1 pseudogene is annotated in these 3575 nt (G+C 69.2%); it reads left to right on the forward strand.

The features are described from left to right. Positions 1-3491 precede the first annotated feature (3491 nt). A pseudogene (locus tag AB0B91_RS64510) lies at positions 3492-3575 on the forward strand (transaldolase family protein); the annotation flags it as partial.

Raw genomic sequence — 3575 nt, forward strand, 5'->3', positions numbered from 1 at the left:
CTCACCTGTACGCGACCGTCACCACCTACCTACGCGACCACCTCAGTCCCCGCACCCTTGCCGTGCGGGTGACGGTGATCTGGCGATGATCCTGTGATGACGCCCCCGGCCAGCCTTCTACGCAGATTCCCCTCGTCTGCGTGAGGTGAGCATGAAGCGGTCCCTAGCCGCAATGGCGACGCTGATTTGCGCCGCTACCCTCCTTCCCTCGTCCATCGCGACTGCGAAGTCCGCAGCGCCCGAGACCGGCCCGACCGCCGCGTCCGCGCGCCCACCGGAGACCCGTCGTGCACCTCGACCACCCGCCGATCCGGACCGGGTCCGCGACCCCGACCGCCGTCTGGGGACAGCATGGCGGCGGTCGGCTGATCGCGCCGTCACCACGTCCGGCGACGCAACCGGCCTACATCTTCTCGTCGCCGACGAGGCGCAGGCGTACGCCTGGCGGACTGCGGCGACCCTCGCGGAGCCCGGCTTCGACACCGACCAGTGGATCGGGCAGGCCTGCGTCACCGGCTCGGGCCGGCGCGCCGTCGTGGTGTACGCGCCGCGGACCTTCACCAACCGCGAGCTGCTCATGCAGCGAGGCGGGTTCGCCGCAGTCGTCGACCTGAAGACTGGTGCGGTCACGAAGCTGCCCGAGCGGGTGTCGCTGGCCTACCACAACCCCGGGTGCGGCAGGGGCGAGAAGGCGGTTCTGTCGCGGCTGGAAATGCCGACCGAGCCTGGTCAGGCGGCCCACACCTGGCTCGGCACGGTCGACACGGCGCGGCCGACCTCGCCGGTGCGGAAGGTGCGCGCCGCCGGCCAGGTCTCCTCTGTGCTGCCGGTGCGCGACGGGCTGATCGGCTCGAAAGGCAACAGCCTGGTCCGGATCGGTGCCGGCGGTGCACTGACCAACCTGGCAGCGACGGGGGGCACGCCCTTCCGGATGCTCGCCGACGGTCCCGACGCGGTGGCGTTCCAGATCGTGCGCGACGGCCGGACCGAGTTCAAGCGGTTCGCCGCCGGAAAGGTGTCCCACCACGGGGCGGTCCCGCAGGGCCAGGTAAAGCTCCGGCCCGGAGCGGGCGGCCGGGTGTTCGCCGTCGGCGGGCGGGCAGAGGCCGGTACGGCAGGTCGGCTGCCGCGTAGCTGGCGGGCTATCGACGGCCTGCCCGACGCGGACGTCTCCACTACCGGTGCTCTGGTCGTCCAGCGGGCCACCACGGGTCGGGAGGCCGCCGGGCAGTTGGCGGAACGGCCGGACAACGGGCGACCGGAGAGGGTGGACATCAGGACGAGCCGGACGGCCGACGATTCGGAACTCCGTTTCTCGGTCGAGCCACGGGTGGACCATGCCGGGCGGCGGCTCTCGCCCTCGCTGCGTGGCCGGCCCGCCGCCAGCGGGCAGAGCAGTTCCCGGACGACCGCGACGGCGGGCGACCCCAACGTTCCGATGGACCCCGACGGCGCCTGCGCGGTGTCCCGCAACGACAAGACGCTTCAGGTCTACCAGCCGACGGTGGCCCAGATGGAGTGGGCGGCCAACCTCGCGGTGCGTAACCAGCTGACGTTCCAGCGACCCGCCAACTGGAACAACAACTCCATGCCGGCCTACTCCCCACAAGGCATGTTCCCGTCGATGGCGCTCATCGGCGGCGGCTACGTGCCCGCGCAGATCTTTCTGGGCATCCTCGCCCAGGAGTCGAACCTCTGGCAGGCGAGCCGGCATGCCGTGGACGCCTCCGTCGGGAATCCGCTGACCAGCCTGGGTTACTACGGTCTCGACCTCCAGGACCCGGACTTCAATCTGATCAATTTCGACGAGACCAAGGAACCGCGTCCGGACTGCGGATACGGCGCGGGTCAGGTGACCTCGGGCATGCGGAAGTCCGAGACCGGCCGGACCCTCGCCGGGGTCACCTGGGACTACACGAAGCAGAAGGCGGTCGCGACGGACTACGCCACCAACGTGGCGGCGGGTCTGCGGATCCTTCAGGACAAGTGGAACCAGACCCGTGCTGCCGGGCTGATCGCCAACGACGGCGACCCGAAGTACCTGGAGAACTGGTGGTTCGCCGTCTGGGCCTACAACACCGGCTTCTACGCACAGAACCCGCAGGCCCCCACCCTGCCCTGGGGCGTGGGCTGGGCCAACAACCCCGCCAACACCGACTATCCTGCCGACCGCAAGCGGTTCCTGACGGCGCCGCTCGACGTGGACAACCCGGGCGACGAGGACGATGTCGATGACGACATCGGCTACGACAACGCGAAGCACCCCAACCACTGGTCGTACCCCGAGCGGGTGATCGGCTTCGCCTACACGTCGCTGATTCGCTACAACTACAAGCTGGAGACGTTCTCCCCAACGTACGTGACAGCGGCGGCACGGCAGCCGGACGTCGCGCACGCGGCCCGCTACACCTTCTGCGAACCCCAGGTCAACGACTGCGATGAGACCCTGCCACCGAAGGTGCCGGGCGACTACCCGACCACCAAGGCGGGGGCTTGCCAGCGCGACGACCTGAAGTGCTGGTGGCACGGCCCGGTCACCTGGACGGACTGCTCGATCAACTGTGGCCTGGAGAACCGTAAGTACACGACGGTCGAGCCCCGGCCGTACGCGAACGCGGGTGACAACATCCACCCGACCCCGGTCAACTCGGACGGCACCTGCAAGGTGGAGGGTCTCCCCAGCGGCGCACGGATCATCGACGACATCTCGACCACCGTGCCGCTCGGCGCGGAGGGCTGCCGGCCCACGTTCACGTCGGGCGGTACCTTCAGCCTCAACTTCGCCAGCCACACCCAGCCGGACGGCGACGTGGTGAACCCCGGCAAGGTGGACTTCCACCAGATCGGGGCCGGCTTCGGCGGGCACTTCTGGTTCACCCACACCTACAAACGGTCGGAACATCCCACGTACCGGGTCACCGGCACCTGGAACATCAACCCGACCAACGCCTGGACCCGGATCTGGGCGCACATGCCGGACCACGGCGCGCACACACGGCAGGCGGAATACGTCATCCGCCGGCCGAACGGCACCACCGAACGGCGCATCATCCCCACGCAGTGGGAGTCCAACAAATGGGTCAACCTGGGCGTATTCGACCTGACCGGAACGGGTAACCCCAAGGTCGAGTTGAGCAACTTCACCCTGGACGGCACCGGTGTCCAGGACATCGCCTGGGACGCCGTCGCCGTGCAGCCGTTGCCCAGCAAACCCCGGCACTTCCTGGTGGCGCTGGGCGACTCGTACTCCTCGGGTGAGGGGACGGGCGACTACACGCGGGTCAGCGACCAGTACGGCGACGACAAGGCGTGGCGGAACTCTTGCCGGCGCAGCGGGCACGCCTGGTCGCAGCAGGCGACGATTCCCGGCGCGCCCGGGACCGTCGCGTCGTTGACGGCGCAGCACCACCAGAACATCGACGCGCAGTTCGTGGCGTGCAGCGGAGCGCGGGCCCACAATCTGATGAGCCCGAGCCTGCTCGGCCGCGCGTCAGGGGCTGCCGGCGATCGCCGCGTGCCTGGCCGACGGAATCAGCGTCAACGTCACGCTGATCTTCTCCCTGTCCCGCTACGAA

Source organism: Nonomuraea sp. NPDC049141 (assembly GCF_040648415.1).
Taxonomy (GTDB): Bacteria; Actinomycetota; Actinomycetes; order Streptosporangiales; family Streptosporangiaceae; genus Nonomuraea.